Raw genomic sequence first — 18945 nt, 5'->3', positions numbered from 1 at the left:
GGGTCGGAGTTGAACGGATCGATCTCCTCCGGATCGCGCCCCCTATCGGCGTCAGCGTCGACGCCAGAACCAGCACCAGCACCAGCACCAGCACCAGCACCAGCACCAGCACCAGCTCCAGCACCAGCATCAGCACCAGCACCAGCATCCGAGTCCGCGCCGCTGCTCGGGGTGAAGAACACCCCTGGCCGGGGCGGGCCGTCGCCTTTGGGGTTGAGGATCGCGTCCATGATGAGTTGGAACTGGGCCGCGACATCCGGGGTCAGATACCCGCGGATCGCGTGCACACCATCCTTCAATCGCCCGATCGTGACGCCCCGCCGACGCCTCGCGTCCTGGTCTTTGGGTTCTTCCCCGTCGGGGTCGAACATCGATGCGAGATCCTCGGCGAGAGCTTTCAGATCCTCCGTCGTCGGCGACGGACCAGGCACATCTGGGTCCATATCCGTGTCGACATTCAGGCCGTGCCCGCGTGCGCACCCCGCCAACGCGACATCCGCCGCCAACCGCTGGTCGACGCTGAGCCGGTCCCAGACCTTCTCGATCGGGCCCGTCGCGGCGAGGAACCCGTCGATCCCGATCACCCCGTCCAACAGCGCCGTCCGCAACTCCGGCCACCGGGCAGGGAGCCTCTCCCCCGACACCAGGCTCACATCCCGCCGCACCCGGTCGATGACCTTCCCCACCCGGGTCGCACCCCGCGCATCGACGAGCACCGTCCGCTGCAGCAGCTCGTTCTCGCCCCGGCAGCCTGCGGAGTGCGGGAAGTCACCCATTTCGCCCGTCGCGACGGTCTCGACGACCACCGCCTCCACCCGACGAAACGCCGCCCCCGCCGCCACCAGAACGCCGATCCGCTCCGCATCGGACAACCCCGCCAACGCGTCATCGGACAGCACCGCATCGAGGTCGGCGATGACCCGATCCAGAAGCTCCGCGGTGCTGTTCATACTCCCCAGTCAACCCGCGACCACTGACATTCAGCACCGCCAAACGCCCGGATTTACCCCAGTTCAACGCCATATTCCAATCTCTCAATACAACACGTGAGATTCGCACCCCCGGGCGCCGGGAGCTCAGGAGAAGGGAAGGACGTAGAGGGAGACCGACGAGGGGAAGGAGAAGGAAGCGAGCGAGACCAACGAGGCGAGAGAGAAGAAGAGAGAGGCCAACGCGAGGAGGGAGAAGAGCGGGAGACCGACGAGGCGAGAGAAGAGAAGAGAGCGGCCAACGCGAGGAGGGAGAAGCGAGCGAGACCAACGAGGCGAGAGAGAAGAAGGAAGCGAGCGAGACCAACGAGGCGAGAGAAGAAGAGAGAGGCCAACGAGAGGCCAACGAGAGGAGGGAGAAAGAGAGGGAGACCAACGAGGCGAAAGAAGAGAAGCGAGTCAGACCAACGAACCGAAGGAAGAAAGAAGAGACGAGACGAAAGAAGTGGCTCAGACGCCGTCACGCGCGGGAGGCATCCGCTTTCATGAAGACGTCGACAGCGTCCTCGCTCTCCAGAACGAAGCCGTGGCGCTCATACAGCCGGCGTGCTGCGCTGGCCTGCAGCACGTTGAGCCGGAAAGGAAGAGTGCCATCGGTGTCCGCGAGCAGGTGGGCGAGCACGGCTGCCCCGATCCCGCGGCCCTGCGATTCCGGCGCGAGATAGAAGTGCTCGATCCAGAGCGCGTCCGGTTCGTGCCTGACCGCGACCAGACCGACGTCATCGCCGTCGACGACGATCACGCGGGTGTTCTCGGGAACGAACGCATCGAGGAAGCGCTGCCGCACGCGCACGGGGTCATATCGGCCGAGACGCTCGAGGTCAGGTCTCATCACGACGGCCCTGAGCTCGGCCATCCAGGAGGCATCCGAAAGGCCGCTCGCTCGAAGACTCCATCCCGCTGACACAGCATCCATACAACCATCAGCAGCACCACGCCCAGCCGCGCAGCAGCCACAACCACAACCACAGCCACAGCCACAGCTACAGCTACAGGGCGAGCAGCACGATCCCGCCGGCGACGACCGCGGACGCAGCCAGACGCCACCCCGGCCTGCTCTCCTTGAGCGCGAACACCCCGAAGAGGCTGACGAGCACGACACTGACCTCGCGCAGCGGAGCGATGAGGGCGACCGGAGCGATCTGGATGGCGGTGAGCACCAGGATGTACGACAGTGGCGACAGGATGCTGAATGCCACGATGCGTCGCCACTGCGTGCGTCCGAGGGCGCGGACGGCCGCCCATCGGCCGCGAACGCCGAAGGAATAGAACGGGATCTCGAGCAGCATCGTCCCGACCATGAACGCGACGGGCGACAGGTTCCAGGTGCGCACGGCATGCGCATCCCAGATCGTGTAGATCGCGATCGCGACGCCGGTGAGGAGCCCGAACACGAGCCCGAGATCGAGCGAGCGGCCCTGACGCTCGGCGCGCCCCCGATCGACGAGACCGATCGCGACGACGCCGACGATGATCGCCGCGACGCCGACGAGAGCGAGGACGGACGGCCGTTCACCGAACAGCAGAATGGCGACGATCACCGAGAGGAACGGCCCGGTGCCCCGTGCCGTCGCGTAGACGGTGGAGAGATTGCCCTCGCGGTATCCGCGCTGCAGCACCGCCATGTAGGCGACGTGGAGCACACCGGACACGCCGACACCCAGCAGAAAGGCCAGCAGGTCATCGGTGCCGAGCCCGCCGGTGAACGGGATGACACCGATCCACACGGCCGTTCCACCGACAGCTCCCCACCACAGGAACGGCATCCCTGCCCGGCTCACACCATGGGCGACGATGTTCCACGCGGCGTGGGTGATCGCTGCGGCGATGACGAGAGCGAAAGCGAGTGCGGACACGAGAGACCCTTCCGTTCACCGCGGGCGCGACGAACAGGGTCCTCCGGGCTTTTGTCCTGTCAGATGACGGCGCCCCTGCGGAGGAGCACCGTGGCGCCGCTCGGACCAGACGGGACGAACCCCGGAACCCTAGGCGCTATCGAGAGCGACAGTAACCGCCGCGGGTGACCGGGAGGTGAACGGCACGCCCTTCCACCCGACCGGATCGTCGTCGTCGATACGGCGATTACGATCGAAGGACCGCCCCTTCAGGAAGGTCCCCCATGCCCGTCACCCCGGACGCTCTCGCCCACGCCGAGGATCTCGCCGACTTCGTCGCCGCCTCGCCCTCGAGTTACCACGCCGCCGCCGAGGTGGCCAGGCGGCTCGAGGATACCGGGTTCGCGCGTCTCGAAGAGGAACAGGCCTGGGAGGTGACGCCCGGCGGACGCTACGTCGTCGTCAGGGACGGCGCCGCGATCGCCTGGACGGTGCCGGCGGACGCCACCACCACCACGCCGGCGTACATCCTGGGTGCTCACACCGACTCCCCCGGCTTCAAGCTCAAGCCGCAGCCGACCACCGGATCGAAGGGGTGGCTGCAGGCAGCCGTGGAGGTCTACGGCGGCCCGCTGCTGACCTCCTGGCTCGACCGCGAGCTGAGCCTCGCCGGCCGACTCGCACTCGCCGACGGACGTGTGGTGCTCGCCGACACGGGAGCGCTGCTGCGCCTCCCCCAGCTCGCGATCCACCTCGACCGCGACGCGAACACGAGCCTCGCACTCGACAAGCAGTTCCAGACGCAGCCCGTGTGGGGCCTCGGAGACCCGACGCAGGAGGACATCCTCGCCGAGCTGGCCGAGACGGCCGGAGTCTCGGCATCCGACATCCGCGGCTATGACGTCGTGATCGCCGACACGGCACGCGGAGCGGTGTTCGGCAAGGACCGCGCGTTCTTCGCCTCAGGTCGCCTCGACGACCTCGCCTCGGTGCACGCCGGCGTGGTCGCCCTCGAGACGATCGACACTGAGGCATCCGGACCGATCGCGATCCTGGCAGCCTTCGACCACGAGGAGCTCGGCTCCAACTCCCGCTCCGGCGCGGCCGGCCCGTTCCTCGAAGACATCCTCGGACGCGTGTACGACGCCCTCGGCGCCGACGCCTCCGAGCGCCGCCGCGCCCTCTCGGCGTCGTGGTGCCTGTCGAGCGACGTGGGCCACTCGGTGCACCCCAACTACGTGCACAAGCACGACCCCGTGGTGCAGCCGGTGCTCGGCTCGGGTCCGATCCTCAAGCTCAACGCCAATCAGCGGTACGCGACGGATGCCATCGGCTCCGCCGCCTGGCGCGACTGGTGCGACAGCGCCGACGTGGTCACGCAGGAGTTCGTGTCGAACAACAACGTGCGCTGCGGATCGACCATCGGCCCGATCACGGCGACGCGTCTCGGCATCCGGACCGTCGACGTCGGCATCCCGATCCTGTCGATGCACTCGGCCCGTGAGCTCGCCGGCGTCTCGGATCTGCACGACCTCACCCGCGTCGCGGGGGCTTTCTTCGCCGGCTGATCACCGCCGGCGCCCCCGCGGGCCCTGCGCAGTGCCAGGATGATGGCATGACGGACATCAAGCCTGCTCTCATCGAGCGCGCGGGCATCGAGATCATCCCCGAATCCGAGCGCACGGCGAAGCCTCGCGACCTGTTCTGGCCGTGGTTCGCGGCCAACGTGTCGGTGTTCGGCATGTCGTACGGATCGTTCGTGCTGGGCTTCGGAATCTCGTTCTGGCAGGCGACGATCGTGTCGGTCATCGGCATCGTGGTGTCGTTCCTGCTGTGCGGGCTGATCGCCATCGCGGGCAAACGCGGTTCGGCGCCGACCATGGTGCTCTCGCGCGCCGCCTTCGGCGTGCAGGGGCAGAAGGTGCCCGGCATCGTCTCGTGGCTGACCTCGATCGGCTGGGAGACCTTCCTCGCGATCATGGCCGTGCTCGCCACAGCCACCGTCATCGCGCAGCTCGGCGGCGACGGCGACAGCATCGCGCTGAAGATCACCGCCACCGTGATCGTCGCCGCTCTGATCGTCGTGGCCTCCGTGCTCGGCTATCACACGATCATGAAGCTGCAGTCGGTGCTCACCTGGGTCACCGGCGCGGTGACGATCCTCTACATCGTCCTCGCCGCGCCCAGCATCGATCTCGCCGCCGTCATGGCCCGCCCTGATGGTGGCCTCGGCCAGGTCATCGGCGCACTCGTGATGGTGATGACGGGCTTCGGGCTCGGCTGGATCAACATCGCCGCCGACTGGTCGCGCTATCAGAAGCGCACGGCATCCGATGGGGCGATCGTCGCCTGGAACACGATCGGCGGCTCGGTCGCGCCCGTGATCCTCGTCGTCTTCGGTCTGCTGCTGGCGGGATCCGACGACGACCTCAGCGCCGCGATCGCCTCCGACCCGATCGGCGCTCTCGCCACGCTTCTGCCCCTCTGGGTGCTCGTGCCGTTCCTGCTCACCGCCGTGCTCGCGCTCGTCTCGGGTGCCGTGCTGGGCATCTACTCCTCGGGCCTCACGCTGCTGAGCCTCGGCATCCGCATCCCGCGCCCGTCCGCCGCGGCGATCGACGGCGTGATCCTCACCCTCGGCACGATCTATGTGGTGTTCTTCGCCACCGACTTCCTCGGCCCGTTCCAGAGCTTCCTCATCACGCTCGGCGTGCCGCTGGCATCCTGGGCCGGCATCCTGATCGCCGACATCCTCCGACGCAAGAAGGACTACGACGACGAGGCCCTGTTCGACAGCCGCGGACGCTACGGCGCCTGGGATTGGATCTCGATCGGCACCATGGTCGTCGCCAGCGTCATCGGCTGGGGCTTCGTGCTCAACGGCTTCGCGGATGCGGCCCCATGGAACAACTGGCAGGGCTATCTGCTCGGGCTGGTCGGCGGAGTCGACGGCGACTGGGCCTACGCGAACCTCGGGGTGTTCTTCGCACTGGTGCTGTCGTTCGTCTTCACCTGGTTCGCCCGCGCCGGACGGATCCGCGCGCAGGAGGCAGCTGCGTGAGCAGGGAGTCCTGGCTCGTCGTGATCGATCCGCAGGCGATCTTCGCCTCACCCGACTCGGCCTGGGGGTCACCGTTCTTCGGTGACGTGATGCCCCGCATCCGCGAGCTCGCCGGAGCCTTCGGCGACCGCGTGATCGTGACGCGCTGGATGCCGACCGCCGACCGCTCGACCTCGTGGGGCGCGTACTTCGCCGCCTGGCCGTTCGCGGACCAGCCCTCCGGCGATCCCCTGTTCGACCTGGTTCCCGACGCGATCAGCCTGTCGCCGCACCCGACCCTCGATCTGCCGACGTTCGGCAAGTGGGGCTCCGCGATCGAAGAGATCGTCGGCCGGGGCGGGCACGTCGTGCTGGCGGGAGTCTCGACAGACTGCTGCGTGATCTCGACCGCCCTCGCCGCAGCGGATGCCGGGGCGCACGTCACGATCGCCGCAGACGCCTGCGCCGGCTCGACGGCCGAGAACCACGCCGCTGCGGTCCGGATCATGGGGCTCTACCCGCCGCAGATCACGGTCAGCGACACGGCGACGGTGCTGACGGAGCGCTAGCCCGCAGTGCGCACGGCCGCCGCGATGTCGGCGGGTGACCCCCGCCACGGTGCTCCGTGTCCGGGAAGCACCCAGGCTGCCGATACGGCGGCGAGCCGGTCGAGAGATGCGTCGGCCTCCTCCGGCTCGTCCGTGAACGGCGCGGGCTGCGGACCCACGCGCCCCGTCAGAACGTGGCGCGTGGTCAGCGCGTCGCCGACGAAGACCGCGTCCGCCTCGGGGATGTGCACCGCGATGCTGCCGGGCGAGTGACCAGGCATGCCGATGACGACCGGGCATCCGGGGAGGTCGAGCACCTGGCCGTCGGCGACGGTCACGACCTCGGACACGTGCCGTGTGCGCAGCGCGTTCTTGCGCACGCCGTAGGCGAAGAACCCGAGCGTCGGACCGATGCGCGCGGGCCCCATCGGGGTCTTCGGCTTCTCACCCGTGCGCACCCGATGCGCATCGGCACTGTGGATGAAGACGGGCACGCCCGCCTCACTGCGCAATCGCTCGGCGAAGCCGATGTGGTCTCCGTCGCCGTGGGTGAGCACCAGACCGCGGATGTCGGAGAGGGGGCGGCCGAGCTCGGCCAGCTTTCGCTGCAGGTCGTTCCAGTGACCGGGCAGCCCCGCGTCGACGAGAGTGATCCCCTCGGGCAGGTCGACCAGGTAGGAGGCGACGACGTCGTTTCCGAGTCGATGCAGGTGCGGTGCGAGCTTCATGGTCGTCCCTTTCGAGGTGGTCTATGATGGCTACATTACGTAGCTATCATAGCTATTGTCAATAGCCATGAAGGAGCCCCGATGCCGACCCCCGAACGAACCTCACTGGCGGCCATCGTCGACGCCGGCCGCGACATCCTCGAGACCGCCGGCCCCGCCGGACTCACCATGCAGGCCGTCGCCGAGCGCGTCGGAGTGCGGGCACCTTCTCTCTACAAACGGATCCGGGATCGCGACGCCCTGCTGACGGCGGTCGCCGAGGCCTCCGCCGATGCGCTGACGAGCCGACTCGAGACCGCGGGCGACGAGCTCCCCCTCCTCGCCGCCGCCTACCGCTCCTTCGCGCACGAGCACCCCGAGGCGTTCCGTCTGCTGTTCACGGCGTCCGCCCCCGAAGACGCCCTCCACCGGACCTCCGCTCCGGTGCTGCGCTCCTGCGCCGACCTCGTCGGACCGGAGCATGCTCTCGACGCCGCCCGCCTGTTCACCGCCTGGGCGACAGGGTTCCTGCAGATGGAGCTCGCCGGCATGTTCCGTCTCGGCGGCGACGTCGACGAGGCGTTCGGCTATGCGATGGATCGCATCATCGCCGGGCTCACGGCCGCCTGACCGCACGCGCGCCCGAGCGGATGCCTGACTACCGGAATACTGCCAAGATGATGCGCGGAGAGGGGTTTCCATGACCACGACCGCGCACGAAGACGAGTCCGACCGCCCGCAGAGGGCTCGACGCCCGTGGCACCGCACGAAGGCGGCGGTGGGGCTGGTCCTCCTCGTCACCGCGGTGGTGGCGATCATCGGCGCGCTCACCCCCTGGCCTTCGGCCATGCTCATCCGCTCGGTGTTCACGAAGGGCGGCGACGAGACCGCCGCCGAGATGGAGAAGCACGTCCCCGACACGGCGCTCACCGAGCAGCTCGACGTCGCCTATGCCGACGGCGGCGCCGACACCACGATGGACGTCTTCACACCGGCATCCGCCACCGGGCCGCTGCCGACGGTCGTCTGGATCCACGGCGGCGCCTGGATCTCGGGATCGAAGGAGAACGTCGACCCCTACATGCGCATCCTCGCGGCCGAGGGCTACACCACCATCGCGGTGAACTACACGATCGGGCCCGAAGGGGAGTATCCGCTCGCGGTGCACCAGCTCAACGACGCGCTCGCCTACATCGACGCGCACGCCGATGAGCTGAATGTCGATCCGGACCAGATCGTGCTCGCCGGCGACTCCGCCGGCGGCCAGCTGGCCAGTCAGATGGCGACGCTCATGACGAGCCCCGACTATGCCGAGATCATGGGCATCACGCCGGCGCTGAAGGCCGAGCAGGTCGTGGCGACCGTGCTCAACTGCGGGGTGTACGACCTCGCGGCACTCGCATCGCTCGACGGCGTCGTCGGCTGGGGCCTCAAGACGTCGATGTGGGCGTATGCGGGAACCAAGACCTGGGCGGAGAGCTCGACGGGCTCGACGATGTCGACGATCGACTGGGTCACCGAGGACTTCCCGACGACATATATCTCGGGCGGGAACGGCGACGGGCTCACCTGGCTGCAGTCGATCCCGATGGCCAAGCGTCTCGACGAGCTGGGGGTCGACGTCACGACCCTGTTCTGGCCGGCGGCGCACGAGCCGGCCCTGCCGCACGAGTACCAGTTCCACCTCGACATGCCGGACGCGCAGACGGCGCTGCAGCAGACGATCGACTTCCTCGACGCCCACACCAGTCGCTGAGGGGGTCTGCGGGCGGTCTACTTCATCGTGTCGAGGATGCCCACGAGGTCGTCGAACGTCGTGAGCGGGTTGAGGATCGCGAAGCGGGTGTTCGGTCGCCCGCCGTGCGAGCTCGGCACCACGAACGCTCGCTGCGTGTCGAGCAGCTCGTCCGACCAGCGGTCGTAGTCGGCGCGATCCCAGCCCTCGCGTTCGAACACGACGACAGAGAGCTGCGGGTCGCGCACGAGCCTCAGCTCGGGGCGGGCAGCGATCTCTGCGGCGATGCGCTGGGTCAGGGCGAGCGTCGCGCTCACCGCCTCGCGATAGGCGGCCACGCCGTAGGTCGCGAGCGAGAACCACAGCGGCAGCCCCCGAGGGCGCCGAGTGAGCTGGATCGAGTAGTCCGACGGGCTGAAGTCACCGGCGTCCGTGAGGGTGTCGAGGTACTCGGCGTGCTGCGTGTGCGCTCGGCGCCCTGTGTCGGGGTCGCGGTAGAGCAGCGCGCAGCAGTCGAACGGGGCGAACAGCCACTTGTGCGGATCGACGATCACCGAGTCGGCGCGTTCCACGCCCGCGAAGATGCCACGGGCCTCGGGCGCCAGCATCGCGGTGAGCCCGTAGGCGCCGTCGATGTGCAGCCAGAAGTCGAACTCGTCTTTCAGCGCGGCGATGCCGGCGATGTCGTCGACGATGCCGAAGTTGGTCGAGCCGGCGGTGGCGACCACCGCGCAGATCTCATCGCCGTGCTCGGCGAGCGCCTCACGCACGGCATCCGCCCTCAGCATGCCGTCGTCGCCCGCGGGCACGAGCAGCACGTCGGCATCCATGACCTTCGCCGCCGACTTGTTCGAGGAGTGCGCCTCGACGCTGCACACGATCTTCCAGCGGCGAGGAAGCTCCTTGCCCGCCTCGAGCAGCTTCGCCTTCGCCGCCTCGCGTGCGGCGACGAGCGCCGACAGGTTCCCGATCGTGCCACCCTGCACGAACACCCCGCCGGCGGTGTCGGGGAGGCCGAACTCGGCCGCCAGGAACGAGAGGACCTCGTTCTCGGCGTGCACGGCTCCGGCGCCCTCGAGCCAGCTGCCTCCGTAGAGGCCGGATGCCGAGACCACGAGGTCGAAGGCGATCGAGGCGATCGTCGGGGCGGTCGGGATGAACGAGAGATACGACGGGTGGCTCGTCGTCAGGCAGGCCGGGGCGAGGATGTGCTCGAACACGCTGAGCGCGCGCTGCGAACCGAGACCGGCGTCGGTGATCGTCGTCCCGACCAGACGATCGAGCTCGGCCGGTGACTGGGGCTTGTCGAGCGGCACGTCGGCCGCGAGCATCCGCCGTCTCGAGTAGTCGAGCACCGCGTCGACGATCGCCGTCGATTCGGCCGAGGCCGCGTGCATGCGTTCTGCTCCCATGAGCTGTCCTTACCTGAGGGTTTCTGCGGGCTGTACGGGCTCGACCACCGGAACGTCGAGCACCGCGGAGAGAGTGCGGCGAGCGAGATCGGCTCGATCGCGGGGCGCCCAGTGCACGAGCGAGTGGGCGCTCATGCCGTCGACCATGGCGAGCAGCATCCATGCCGACGAGTCCGGGTCGACCTGCAGCGGGTTCTCTCCCAGCACCGGGTCTTCGGCGATCGCGCGGGCGATGAGGTCTTCGAGGGCGCTGTGCCAGAGGTCCATCTCGGTGCGCACCCTGGCGCCGAGCGCCTCGTTGCGGGCGCCGAGCGCCCATGACTGCACCCACACCATCGCGACGTCGTCTCGCGAGTCGTCGAGCAGCGTCTCGATGAGCCGCAGCAGGTTCGTGCGCAGGTCGACGCTCGGGTCGTACGAGGCGATGACCTCGTCTCGCTCGGCCGCGACGATCGTGGTGAAGACCTCGGCGACGAACGACTCCATCACGGGCCGGTAGTGCGCGACGAGAGCCGGCGTGACGCCGACCCTGGCCGCGACCGCACGCACGGTGAGCGCCTCGAGCCCGCTCTCCCCTGCCAGCGAGACGGCGGCGTCGACGATGGAGCGTTCGCGCTCTTCCGGCGGCAGCCGACGGGGCGCGGCGGCTCTTGACGTGGTCTTCATCACGGGCTACCGTATCACTCGTTGATCACGTGTTCAATAGGGATCACGGCCCCTCATTCCCGAGGTCGCGATCAGCAACGAGGGAGACAATCATGGCCTGGCACATGCCCGCCGAGACCGCACCGCACGATCGCACCTGGATGGCGTTCCCCGCCGAGGGGCCGACGCTGGGCGAGACGGCGTCCGAGCGCGACGAGGGCTATGACACCTGGACGGCCGTCGCCCACGCGGTCGCCGAGTTCGAGCCGGTCACGATGATCGTCGACCCTGCCGAGGTCGCCCGCGCTCGGCGGATGCTCAGCAGCAGCATCGACATCGTCGAGGCGCCGGTCGACGAGTTCTGGATGCGCGACTCCGGCCCCACCTTCGTGATCGACGACGAGCGTCCCGGAGTGCTCGGCGCGGTCGACTGGATCTTCAACGGCTGGGGCGCCCCCGCGTGGGCGCAGTGGCAGAAGGCGGCGCAGCACGCCCGCATCATCGCCGGAGCGGTCGGCGCCGAGCTCGTGAGCTCGACCCTCGTGAACGAAGGCGGCGGAATCCACGTCGACGGCGAGGGCACGGTGCTGCTCACCGACACCGTGCAGCTCGACCCGCGCCGCAACCCCTACGCCGACAAGGCGCGCGTCGAGGCCGAGATGGCGCGCACGCTCGGGGCGACGAAGGCCGTGTGGCTGCCTCGGGGCCTCACTCGCGACTACGACGACTTCGGCACGAACGGGCACGTCGACATCGTCGCGACGATCGTCTCCCCCGGCCGACTGCTGCTGCACGAGCAGCAGAACCCCGAGCACCCGGACCACGCGGTGACGCGCCGGCTGCGAGCGCATCTCGAGCAGCAGACCGATGCCGCTGGTCGCCGTTTCGAGATCGTCGACCTGCCAGCGCCGGCGACCCTGCGCGACGACGAGGGCTTCGTCGACTGGAGCTACGTCAATCACCTGGTCACGAACGATGGCGTGGTCGCCTGCGGGTTCGGCGACGAGCAGGCCGATGCCGCGGCACGGGCGATCCTCGCCGACGTCTATCCCGGGCGCCGGGTCGTCACGGTCGATGCGCGCCCGCTGTTCGACCGCGGCGGCGGCATCCACTGCATCACCCAGCAGCAGCCGAGCGTGGGGGTTCCCGCATGATCGACGTGGTCGAAGCCTCCATCGCAGAGCTGCGGCGAGCGCTCCAGACCGGCGCGGTCACCTCCGTCGAGCTCGTCGACGCCTACCTCGCGCGCATCGACGCCTACGACGGCCCCGAGACCGAGACGGCCCTGAACGCCGTCGTCGTCCGCAACCCCGACGCCCGCTCAGAGGCGGCGGCATCGGATGCGCGACGGGCACGCGGCGAGACGCTCGGGCCGCTCGACGGCATCCCGTACACCGCGAAGGACAGCTACCTGGTGCGCGGGCTGACCGCCGCCGCCGGCAGCCCCGCCTTCACCGAGCTCGTCGCACAGCGCGATGCGTTCACGATCGAACGCCTGCGGGCGGGCGGTGCGGTCTGCCTCGGGCTGACGAACATGCCCCCGATGGCGAACGGCGGCATGCAGCGAGGGGTCTACGGCCGGGCCGAGAGTCCGTACAACGCCGATTTCCTCACCGCGCCCTTCGCCTCGGGGTCGTCCAACGGATCGGGCACCGCGACGGCCGCGAGCTTCGGAGCATTCGGCCTGGGCGAGGAGACCTGGTCGAGCGGCCGCGGTCCCGCGACCAACAACGCCCTGTGCGCCTACACGCCCTCGCGCGGCGTGATCTCGACCCGCGGCAACTGGCCGCTCGTGCCGACCATGGACGTCGTCGTGCCCCATGCGCGCACCATGGCCGACCTGCTCGAGGTGCTCGACGTGATCGTCGCCGACGATGCCGAGACGCGCGGTGACTTCTGGCGCGCGCAGCCGTGGGTGACGCTGCCGCTCTCGTCAGAGGTGCGCCCGGAATCGTACGACGCCCTGGCCGCCGAGGCGGCGACAGCCCTGCGCGGCATCCGCATCGGCATCCCCCGCATGTACATCAACGCGGACCCGGATGCCGGCACCGCCGCTGAACCGGGCCTCGGCGGCCCCACAGGGCAGCGGATCGAGACGCGCGCCTCGGTGATCGAGCGCTGGGAGTCCGCACGACGCGACCTCGAGTCCGCCGGCGCGACCGTGATCGAGGTCGACTTCCCCGTGGTGTCGAATTACGAGGGCGACCGACCGGGTGCACCCACCATCGCGACGCGCGGTCTCGTGTCGCCCGAGTATCTGCGACGGGAGATCGTCGACCTGTCGGCGTGGGGGTGGGAGGACTTCCTGCAGGCGAATGGCGACCCCGGACTGCACACCCTCGCCGCCGTCGACGGAGCGAGGATCTTCCCGCATCCGGAGGGCGCACTTCCCGACCGCTACACGGGCTTCGACGACGACATCGCCGAATATCCCGAGTGGGTGCGCGCCAACCCGGGCATCGGATTCCAGGACATGCCCGAGCTCGCCGACGGCCTGCGCGGCCTGGAGGAGACGCGTCGCCTCGACCTCGAGGAATGGATGGACGAGCACGAGCTCGACGCCGTCGCGTTCCCGGCCGTCGCCGATGTGGGCCCCGCCGACATGGACGTGAATGAGGCCTCCGCCGACCTCGGATGGCGCAACGGCACCTGGATCGCCAACGGCAACCTGACCGTGCGCCACCTCGGCATCCCGACCGTGACGGTGCCGATGGGACTCATGTCCGACATCGGCATGCCGATCGGACTCACGTTCGTCGGCCGGGCGTACGACGACACGGCGCTGCTGCGTCTCGCCGCCGGGTTCGAAGCGATCGGCTCACCGGGCGAACGCCGCACCCCGCCGCCGAGGACGCCCGCGCTCTGACTCGCCGATCAGCACCAGCGCGACATTTCACTATTGTGACGCTCGCCACGATTGTTATATGTTTGACCTGTCCGTCACGACAGGAAGCGACCCATGAGCACCGAGAACAACGAGCGCGAGCTCGAGGCCGGCATCGTCACCGATCTGTCCGGCCGCATGACCTACGGGTCGTACCTGTCGCTCGACCAGCTGCTCACCGCGCAGAATCCGGTCAGCGTCCCCGAGCACCACGATGAGCTGCTGTTCATCATCCAGCACCAGACCACCGAGCTCTGGCTGAAGCAGCTGCTGCATGAGCTGTCATCCGCCCGCGAACTGCTCGCGAGCGATGACCTGCGCGAGGCACTGAAGCGGGTGGCCCGGGTCAAGCGCATCCAAGACGTGATGACGCAGCAGTGGGCGATCCTCGCGACCCTCACCCCCACCGAGTACGCGCGGTTCCGCGGAGCGCTCGGCAACTCCTCGGGCTTCCAGTCGGTGCAGTACCGCGCGGTCGAGTTCGCCCTCGGCAACAAGAACGAGAAGATGCTCAGCGTCTTCGCCGACCACCCCGCCAACCTCGCGCTGCTCACGGCCGAGTGGCACAAGCCCACGCTCTACGACGAGTTCCTGCGCTACGCCTCGCGGCGCGGCCTGCCGATCCCGGCCGAGATCCTCGAGCGCGACGTGCGCCTCCCCTACCGCGAGACCCCCGAACTGGTGCCCGCGATCCGCGAGATCTACCAGAACCATCAACAGCACTGGGACCTCTACGAGGCCTGCGAAGACCTCGTCGACCTCGAAGACAACTTCCAGTTCTGGCGCTTCCGCCACCTGAAGACCGTCGCCCGCACGATCGGAATGAAGGTCGGCACCGGCGGCTCGAGCGGTGTCGGCTTCCTGCAGCGCGCTCTCGACCTGACGTTCTTCCCCGAGCTCTACACCGTGCGCACCGAGATCGGCGGCTGATGAACGCTGCGACCTTCTTCGATGGCGAGGAATGGCGCGACGGCACCATCGAGATGATCGACGGACGGATGCTGCTGCGCCCCGGGTCACCGGCATCCGATCTGCGTCTGTCCGGTCTGCCGACGCTCGACGGCGTGATCGTCGGCGGCTTCACCGACCACCACGTGCACCTCCAGCTCGTCGATCACGCACTGCTGCATGACTCGACTCTCGGACGCGTGATCGACCTCGGCGGGAACCCTGCGGCGGTCGCCGCGCTGTCCGACGGCGCGGCGCGTGTCGTCACCGTCGAGTTCGCGGGTGCGTTCCTCACGCCCGTCGGCGGTTACCCGAGCGACCGCGACTGGGCCCCAGCGGGGTCCTTCCGCGAGATCGCGGACACCGCAGCAGCCACCGCGGCCGTCGCGGAGATGGCGGATGCCGGAGCATCTCGCATCAAGGTCGCGAACAACAGCACTGCCGGGCCCGTCTTCAGCGACCTCCTGTTCCGCGCGATCGTCGAGGCCGCCGCCGCACGCGGCCTCCCCGTCGTCGCCCATGCCGAAGGCGTGGGAGAAGCGCAGCGAGCAGCCCGCCTCGGCGCCGCGCGCCTCGCACACGCCCCGTTCACCGAGCGACTCGACGACGCCGAGGTCACCGCCCAGGCAGCATCCGTCTCGTGGATGTCGACGCTCGCGATCCACGACGGTGACACGCACGCCACAGCGGTCGACAACGTCCGCCGCTTCCATGCCGCCGGCGGCACCGTGCTCTACGGCACCGACATGGGCAACGGCCCGACGCCCGTCGGGCTGAACCCGAGCGAACTGACCGCCCTCCGCGACGCGGGTCTCGACGGCATCGACCTGCTGCGCGCCCTCGCACCGCAGAACCCTCTCGACCCTGCTGCACTCCTCCTGAGGCTCCCCGGCACCGATGCCGACCCGACACTCGCCCGCCCGCTGACCAGCGCCGATCTGAAGGCTTGACATGACCGACACCCGCGACGCCGCGACCATCGAACGCTCGCTCCTCGATCTCGCCGGCGCCCTCGACGCCGCCGACCCGCTGCACGCCCACCTCGAGGCGTTCGCCGAGGCTCCGGGCGTCGGCGCCTACCTCGACGGCAACTCGCTCGGACGACCACTCAAAGACACACCCGAGATGCTCGCGGCGTTCGTGCGCGACGACTGGGGCACCCGGCTGATCCGCTCGTGGGACGAGCAGTGGATGGCGCTGCCGATGGAGCTCGGCGATCGCATCGGCAGCCTCACGCTCGGCGCCGCCGCGGGCCAGACCGTCGTGGCCGACTCCACGAGCGTGCTGATCTACAAGCTGATGCGCGCCGGCGCGACCGCCGACCCGTCTCGCACGGAGCTCGTGATCGAGGCGGGCAACTTCCCCACCGACCGGTTCATGGCAGAGGGTGTCGCGGCTGAGACCGGCATGACGGTGCGCTGGATCGAGCCCGACCCGGTGCTCGGCGTGCAGATCGCCGACGTCGTCGCCGCCATCTCCGAGCGCACGGCGCTCGTCTCTCTCAGCCACGTCGACTACCGCTCGGGCGCCCTCGCCGACATGCCAGGCATCACGACCGCGGTGCACGAGGTCGGAGCCCTCATGATGTGGGACCTCTGCCACTCGGCCGGCGTGATCCCGATGCAGCTCGACGCCTGGGGCGTCGACATGGCGGTCGGATGCACGTACAAGTACCTCAACGGCGGCCCCGGCTCCCCCGCGTTCGCCTACCTGCGACGCGAGCACCAGGGCGTCCTGCGCCAGCCGATCCAGGGCTGGTGGAGCGCCGCCGACATCTTCGCGATGGGGCCGGAGTACGTCCCGGCCGGCGACATCCGGCAGCTGCTCAGCGGCACTCCCCCGATCACCTCCATGCTCGCGATGCAGGGCATGCTCGACCTCATCGAGCAGGCGTCGATCGAGGCGATCCGCGAGAAGTCCCTCTCGCTCACCGACTTCGCCGTCCGTGCCTATGACGAGGCGCTCGCCCCGCTCGGCGTGCGGCTGCTCAGCACGCGCGACGCCGCACTCCGAGGAAGCCACGTGACGATCGGCCACCCTGATTTCCGCGCCGTGACGCAGCGCCTGTGGGCCGACGGCATCATCCCCGACTTCCGCTTCCCCGACGGCATCCGCCTGGGGCTCTCGCCGCTCAGCACCTCATATGTCGAGACGCTCACCGGCGTCCTCGCCGTGCGCGACGCCCTGGAGTCGCATGACCGCTGAGCCCACAGAGCAGATCGCCGCGGGCCCCGTGCTCGACGACATCGATGCACGCCCAGGCAGCACGGCATCGCTGCTGCGCACCCTGGTGGGGCTGTATCTGCGACCGCTCGGCGACTGGATCTCGACGGCCGATCTGGTCGCACTCGCCGGCGATCTCGGGATCCCCACGGCGCAGGCACGCACCGGCGTCACCCGCCTCAAGCAGAAGGGACTGCTGCTCGCCGAGCGCAGACACGCCGTCGGCTATCGGCTCAACCCTGATGCCGCCACGATGCTCGAGCGGGGCGATCGACGCATCTTCGAGATGCGCGAGATGACGGATGCCGACAGCTGGTGCCTCATCTCCTTCTCGATGCCCGAGAGCGCCCGCGCCACGAGGCACCAGCTGCGGCGTCGCCTGCAGTGGATCGGGGCGGGTGTCGTGTCTCCCGCCCTGTGGATCTGCCCGGGGCATCTGCAGGGCGAGGTTCTCGAGATCGTCGACGATCTCGACGCCAGTGAGTGGGTGACGCTGTTCCAGGCCGGCACTCCGACGACCGCGCGCACCCTGCCCGAGGCGGCCGCGGACTGGTGGGACCTCGACGCCCTGCGTGCCGAGCACCTCGAGTTCCAGTCGTCGCTCGAGACGCTTCCGGAGGCGCCGTTCGCCGCCTACGTGCAGCTGATCGACCGCTGGCGCGTGCTGCCCTACATCGATCCGGGCCTGCCGCCCTCGATGCTGCCGGCCGACTGGCCGGGAAGGCACAGCATCGCCGAGTTCCTGAGGCTGTCGACGGAGCTGTCGGATGCCGCGTGGCAGCGCGTGCGCGAAGTCACGGGAGCGGAAGCCACGGGAGCGGAAGCCACGAGAGCGCAGGTCACCGGGGCGGGGCGGTCGTAGCCCGCACCACCAGCCGCGTGGGCAGGATGACGTGCATCTCGTCGATCTCCTGCCCCGAGAGCAGCGTGAACACCATGTCGGCTGCGACGGCCCCGAGTCTGCGCATCGGCTGCTGGATCGTCGTGAGCGGCAGCGCCCTTCTGGTCGCCTCCGGCACGTCGTCGAACCCGATCACCGACAGATCATCCGGCACCCGCAGCCCCAGCTCGTGAGCGACATCGATGACCGCGATCGCCGACAGGTCGTTCGCCGCGAAGATCGCCGTCGGTCGGGATTCGCCGCTCAGCATGATGCGGGCGGACTCCCTGGTCGCGTCGAGCTCGTAGCGGCCGATGCCCACCAGTGACGGATCGAGCGGGATCCCCGCGTCGGACAGGGCCCTGCGGTACCCGGCGTCACGGAGCCCGGCGGATCGGAGATCCGGGCGGCCCGCGACGAATCCGATCCGGCGATGGCCGAGCTCGATCAGGTGTCTGGTCGCCGTGAGAGCGCCGCCGAAGCTGTCGGATTCGACCGTGGGCAGGTCGGCCCGGCCCGTGTGGGGATCGATCGCGACCACCGGGATCTCGGTGCCGGCGCTCACGACCGTGGGGGTGACCATGATCGCCGCATCGATCAGCGTGCCCGAGAGCCTGCTCAGCGATCGCCGCTCCCAGCCGTCGCCTGCGCCGAGGTGCGACCCGCTGTAGGCGAGGAGGTCGAACGCCGTGTCGTGCACGGCCGAGCCGACGCCCTTGAGGATCTCGGCACTGAAGGGCTCGAAGTCCGCCAGGAGAACGCCGATCACCCCCGTGCGCCGTGCCCTCATGCTGCTCGCGACCAGGCTCGACTCGTACCCGAGCTGCTTCACCGCGTCGAGGACGCGCTGCACCGTGGCATCCGCGATCCCGTATCGCCCGTTCACCGCCTTCGAGACGGTCGACACCGACACCCCCGCCGCTTTCGCGACATCGTGGATCGTCGTTCGGCCCCCCATGAGACGCCAGCGTAGTCCGGCACAGCGATATATGGAAACTGTTTTCGAAAACGTTTGACGGACGAGTGCTCCGACTGGAGACTCATGCCACTGCGGTCTCGACTGAGCGTCCGCAGGCGCCCCGCAGCGAAGCGGCGCGCA

General features: G+C 69.1%; 18 protein-coding genes. 11 read left to right on the top strand and 7 right to left on the bottom strand.

The features are described from left to right. The 3 genes from MRBLMI13_RS17395 to MRBLMI13_RS17385 form a co-directional block, all read right to left on the bottom strand. On the bottom strand, nucleotides 1–950 hold a 950-nt coding region (locus tag MRBLMI13_RS17395), incomplete at its 3' end, for a DUF222 domain-containing protein (RefSeq protein ID WP_367824205.1). Between the two features lie 499 nt (nucleotides 951–1449). Further along, nucleotides 1450–1845, bottom strand: a complete 396-nt coding sequence (locus MRBLMI13_RS17390; RefSeq protein WP_367824203.1) for a GNAT family N-acetyltransferase — start codon at nucleotides 1843–1845, stop codon at nucleotides 1450–1452. A 133-nt stretch (nucleotides 1846–1978) separates the two neighbouring features. Next, entirely contained in the window at nucleotides 1979–2845 is an 867-nt protein-coding gene (locus tag MRBLMI13_RS17385; protein WP_367824201.1) for an EamA family transporter, read from the bottom strand. A gap of 263 nt (nucleotides 2846–3108) precedes the next feature. Here MRBLMI13_RS17385 and MRBLMI13_RS17380 point away from each other — a divergent pair, with 263 nt between their 5' ends. From MRBLMI13_RS17380 to MRBLMI13_RS17370, 3 genes are read left to right on the top strand one after another with little or no spacing between them, the layout of a single operon-like run. Then, a complete protein-coding gene (locus MRBLMI13_RS17380) occupies nucleotides 3109–4392 on the top strand; it encodes a M18 family aminopeptidase (RefSeq protein WP_367824199.1) in 1284 nt (427 codons plus the stop codon). A 47-nt stretch (nucleotides 4393–4439) separates the two neighbouring features. After that, a complete protein-coding gene (locus MRBLMI13_RS17375) occupies nucleotides 4440–5885 on the top strand; it encodes a purine-cytosine permease family protein (RefSeq protein WP_367824197.1) in 1446 nt (481 codons plus the stop codon). Next, nucleotides 5882–6433 (top strand): cysteine hydrolase family protein, encoded by a 552-nt coding sequence (locus MRBLMI13_RS17370; RefSeq protein ID WP_367824195.1) that lies wholly within the window; start codon nucleotides 5882–5884, stop codon nucleotides 6431–6433. Before MRBLMI13_RS17375 ends, MRBLMI13_RS17370 begins: the two co-directional genes overlap by 4 nt. Here MRBLMI13_RS17370 and MRBLMI13_RS17365 read toward each other — a convergent pair. Next, nucleotides 6430–7140: an MBL fold metallo-hydrolase gene (locus tag MRBLMI13_RS17365; RefSeq protein ID WP_367824193.1), complete on the bottom strand. Its 711-nt coding sequence runs from the start codon at nucleotides 7138–7140 to the stop codon at nucleotides 6430–6432. The two genes, MRBLMI13_RS17370 and MRBLMI13_RS17365, sit on opposite strands and share 4 nt — an antisense overlap. An 81-nt stretch (nucleotides 7141–7221) precedes the next feature. Between MRBLMI13_RS17365 and MRBLMI13_RS17360 the strand changes: the two genes are divergently transcribed. Beyond that, nucleotides 7222–7749 carry a TetR/AcrR family transcriptional regulator gene (locus MRBLMI13_RS17360; protein WP_367824191.1) on the top strand — a complete coding sequence of 176 codons (528 nt, stop codon included), beginning with the start codon at nucleotides 7222–7224 and terminating at the stop codon, nucleotides 7747–7749. Between the two features lie 70 nt (nucleotides 7750–7819). Beyond that, entirely contained in the window at nucleotides 7820–8875 is a 1056-nt protein-coding gene (locus MRBLMI13_RS17355; RefSeq protein ID WP_367824189.1) for an alpha/beta hydrolase, read from the top strand. A gap of 17 nt (nucleotides 8876–8892) precedes the next feature. On the opposite strand, the gene MRBLMI13_RS17350 is transcribed toward MRBLMI13_RS17355, so the two are convergent. Continuing rightward, nucleotides 8893–10266 carry a pyridoxal phosphate-dependent decarboxylase family protein gene (locus MRBLMI13_RS17350; RefSeq protein WP_042540070.1) on the bottom strand — a complete coding sequence of 458 codons (1374 nt, stop codon included), beginning with the start codon at nucleotides 10264–10266 and terminating at the stop codon, nucleotides 8893–8895. A 9-nt stretch (nucleotides 10267–10275) separates the two neighbouring features. Continuing rightward, the gene (locus MRBLMI13_RS17345; protein WP_367824188.1) at nucleotides 10276–10932 is read right to left on the bottom strand and encodes a TetR/AcrR family transcriptional regulator; all 657 of its coding nucleotides are present in this window, start codon (nucleotides 10930–10932) and stop codon (nucleotides 10276–10278) included. 92 nt (nucleotides 10933–11024) lie between these two features. Here MRBLMI13_RS17345 and MRBLMI13_RS17340 point away from each other — a divergent pair, with 92 nt between their 5' ends. The 6 genes from MRBLMI13_RS17340 (at nucleotide 11025) to MRBLMI13_RS17315 (ending at nucleotide 17828) form a co-directional block, all read left to right on the top strand. After that, entirely contained in the window at nucleotides 11025–12065 is a 1041-nt protein-coding gene (locus tag MRBLMI13_RS17340; protein ID WP_367824187.1) for an agmatine deiminase family protein, read from the top strand. Then, complete coding sequence (locus MRBLMI13_RS17335; protein ID WP_367824185.1) at nucleotides 12062–13777, top strand: amidase; 1716 nt, start codon at nucleotides 12062–12064, stop codon at nucleotides 13775–13777. Before MRBLMI13_RS17340 ends, MRBLMI13_RS17335 begins: the two co-directional genes overlap by 4 nt. A gap of 93 nt (nucleotides 13778–13870) precedes the next feature. Beyond that, nucleotides 13871–14725 (top strand): tryptophan 2,3-dioxygenase, encoded by an 855-nt coding sequence (locus MRBLMI13_RS17330; RefSeq protein ID WP_367824183.1) that lies wholly within the window; start codon nucleotides 13871–13873, stop codon nucleotides 14723–14725. Continuing rightward, nucleotides 14725–15693: a hydrolase gene (locus tag MRBLMI13_RS17325; RefSeq protein WP_367824181.1), complete on the top strand. Its 969-nt coding sequence runs from the start codon at nucleotides 14725–14727 to the stop codon at nucleotides 15691–15693. Before MRBLMI13_RS17330 ends, MRBLMI13_RS17325 begins: the two co-directional genes overlap by 1 nt. 1 nt (nucleotide 15694) lies before the next feature. Continuing rightward, nucleotides 15695–16948 (top strand): kynureninase, encoded by a 1254-nt coding sequence (locus MRBLMI13_RS17320; protein ID WP_367824179.1) that lies wholly within the window; start codon nucleotides 15695–15697, stop codon nucleotides 16946–16948. Further along, a complete protein-coding gene (locus MRBLMI13_RS17315; RefSeq protein ID WP_367824177.1) occupies nucleotides 16938–17828 on the top strand; it encodes a PaaX family transcriptional regulator C-terminal domain-containing protein in 891 nt (296 codons plus the stop codon). The genes MRBLMI13_RS17320 and MRBLMI13_RS17315 overlap by 11 nt, the downstream gene beginning before the upstream one ends. Here the strand turns inward: MRBLMI13_RS17315 and MRBLMI13_RS17310 are convergent. Continuing rightward, nucleotides 17806–18804, bottom strand: coding sequence for a LacI family DNA-binding transcriptional regulator (locus tag MRBLMI13_RS17310; RefSeq protein ID WP_042540058.1), 999 nt, complete (start codon nucleotides 18802–18804; stop codon nucleotides 17806–17808). The two genes, MRBLMI13_RS17315 and MRBLMI13_RS17310, sit on opposite strands and share 23 nt — an antisense overlap. Nucleotides 18805–18945 lie beyond the last annotated feature (141 nt).

The organism is Microbacterium sp. LMI13-1-1.1 (genome assembly GCF_040815625.1).
Taxonomy (GTDB): Bacteria; Actinomycetota; Actinomycetes; order Actinomycetales; family Microbacteriaceae; genus Microbacterium; species Microbacterium forte.
This window is presented reverse-complemented; position numbering and strand designations above follow the sequence as displayed.

What these genes read in the sequence shown, in the direction of transcription:
- MRBLMI13_RS17390 (WP_367824203.1), bottom strand. Translation starts at nt 1,845, where the DNA reads ATGGCCGAGCTCAGGGCCGTCGTGATGAGACCTGACCTCGAGCGTCTC.
- MRBLMI13_RS17380 (WP_367824199.1), top strand. Translation starts at nt 3,109, where the DNA reads ATGCCCGTCACCCCGGACGCTCTCGCCCACGCCGAGGATCTCGCCGAC.
- MRBLMI13_RS17375 (WP_367824197.1), top strand. Translation starts at nt 4,440, where the DNA reads ATGACGGACATCAAGCCTGCTCTCATCGAGCGCGCGGGCATCGAGATC.
- MRBLMI13_RS17365 (WP_367824193.1), bottom strand. Translation starts at nt 7,140, where the DNA reads ATGAAGCTCGCACCGCACCTGCATCGACTCGGAAACGACGTCGTCGCC.
- MRBLMI13_RS17360 (WP_367824191.1), top strand. Translation starts at nt 7,222, where the DNA reads ATGCCGACCCCCGAACGAACCTCACTGGCGGCCATCGTCGACGCCGGC.
- MRBLMI13_RS17355 (WP_367824189.1), top strand. Translation starts at nt 7,820, where the DNA reads ATGACCACGACCGCGCACGAAGACGAGTCCGACCGCCCGCAGAGGGCT.
- MRBLMI13_RS17350 (WP_042540070.1), bottom strand. Translation starts at nt 10,266, where the DNA reads ATGGGAGCAGAACGCATGCACGCGGCCTCGGCCGAATCGACGGCGATC.
- MRBLMI13_RS17345 (WP_367824188.1), bottom strand. Translation starts at nt 10,932, where the DNA reads ATGAAGACCACGTCAAGAGCCGCCGCGCCCCGTCGGCTGCCGCCGGAA.
- MRBLMI13_RS17340 (WP_367824187.1), top strand. Translation starts at nt 11,025, where the DNA reads ATGGCCTGGCACATGCCCGCCGAGACCGCACCGCACGATCGCACCTGG.
- MRBLMI13_RS17335 (WP_367824185.1), top strand. Translation starts at nt 12,062, where the DNA reads ATGATCGACGTGGTCGAAGCCTCCATCGCAGAGCTGCGGCGAGCGCTC.
- MRBLMI13_RS17330 (WP_367824183.1), top strand. Translation starts at nt 13,871, where the DNA reads ATGAGCACCGAGAACAACGAGCGCGAGCTCGAGGCCGGCATCGTCACC.
- MRBLMI13_RS17325 (WP_367824181.1), top strand. Translation starts at nt 14,725, where the DNA reads ATGAACGCTGCGACCTTCTTCGATGGCGAGGAATGGCGCGACGGCACC.
- MRBLMI13_RS17320 (WP_367824179.1), top strand. Translation starts at nt 15,695, where the DNA reads ATGACCGACACCCGCGACGCCGCGACCATCGAACGCTCGCTCCTCGAT.
- MRBLMI13_RS17315 (WP_367824177.1), top strand. Translation starts at nt 16,938, where the DNA reads ATGACCGCTGAGCCCACAGAGCAGATCGCCGCGGGCCCCGTGCTCGAC.
- MRBLMI13_RS17310 (WP_042540058.1), bottom strand. Translation starts at nt 18,804, where the DNA reads ATGGGGGGCCGAACGACGATCCACGATGTCGCGAAAGCGGCGGGGGTG.